This is a genomic window from Patescibacteria group bacterium, assembly GCA_020148045.1.
GTDB lineage: Bacteria > Patescibacteriota > Minisyncoccia > Minisyncoccales > GWA2-38-27 > JAHCRG01.
This window is the reverse complement of the sequence record JAHCRG010000015.1, coordinates 1-1,233: the sequence shown is the minus strand read 5'-3', so window position 1 is coordinate 1,233 and position 1,233 is coordinate 1. Positions and strand designations below refer to the sequence as shown.

Annotated in this window: 1 protein-coding gene; it reads right to left on the bottom strand. The window is 31.1% G+C overall.

Features of this window, described 5'->3' with window-relative positions:
• Positions 1-577: 577 nt before the first annotated feature.
• The coding region (locus tag KJA13_03145; GenBank protein ID MBZ9578009.1) for a HEAT repeat domain-containing protein at positions 578-1,233 on the bottom strand (656 nt) is incomplete at its 5' end.

The window sequence follows — 1,233 nt, the reverse complement described above, 5'->3', positions numbered from 1 at the left end:
TTTGAGAGTTTCCAAAGCTTTATGGTAAATTTCTTTAGCAGAAAAAGAAGGTTTTGGTAATGCAATAAAAATGCCAAAGCCAATAATAACTATTATTAAAATAGCTCCGAATGTTATGAATATTATTACTCCGATTCCATTTTTCTTTTTTGTGTTTCTAACTTTCATTTTTTACTTTTCCTATAGAATTTCACTTAAGGTGTAAAGATCTTTAGTGCTTAAAATCCTATCGCTTAATTTATTTATTTAAAATTCTTTTTAGATTTTGAATAGATTTTAATTAAATTAATATTTTTTGTGTTTTTTAAATAATTAAAAAGCCACAAATTTTGGAGATATTTATTTAAAAATTAATTTAAAATCTCCTTTTTATAATATATGCTTTTGTTGATACGCTTTAACGATTACCCAACTCTTTTCTTAATTCTTTAAGGACTTCTTTTACTAATTCTTAACTGAAGGATTTTATATTAAATTGTTTTATAAGTTTTAATATTTCATCAATACCCATCTGCAATATTTTAATATATCCTATGTGGTATATATTTTAGTTCTGTATATATGATAGGAGTTAAATTTATTGTGAAGATTTCTTTTCCTCTATCTTCTCTAAAGCTCTTTTTACAATTTCTTGAACTCCTAGATCTTTATCTTTTAATGCATTAGTTAGTGCTTCTATAGCTCTTTCATCCCCTATCTCTCCAAGAGCATATGCTGCCCTAGCACGAACATTACTATCTTCATCCTTTAGAGTTTGAATTAGCAATTCTACTACTGGTTCTCCTATCTCTATAAGAGATTTTGCTGAGTAGGAGGGCCATCCCTCTTCCATACTCATGATTTTAATGAATACTTGAGGTCCCCACAAAGTAGCTAGACTATCTCCTAGAGCATTAAAGCAAACTTCTCTAAAAGGAGCACCAGATGGTTCTTTAGGACAGTAAAAAATAGTATTTGGGGGTGGATATCTTTCGCTGGTATGAAAAGTGAATGGCTCGCGCTCTGGAATAGTAAGGCTTATATCAATGTATGCTACAGCTCCACTGTAACAGGTTCCTGCTTTCCAATAATTTGCACGTAGGGCATTACCAGTTAGGATAATGGTCAGAGTAGCATCACATGGGTCACCTTCATCCACTAACTTTACTCCTAGCCTTGATAAGATGCTCTTGGTAGATTTGTAAATAGAAAGGGAGGATTTTTTCTCACTTCCAGGATATGATTGTTCCACAT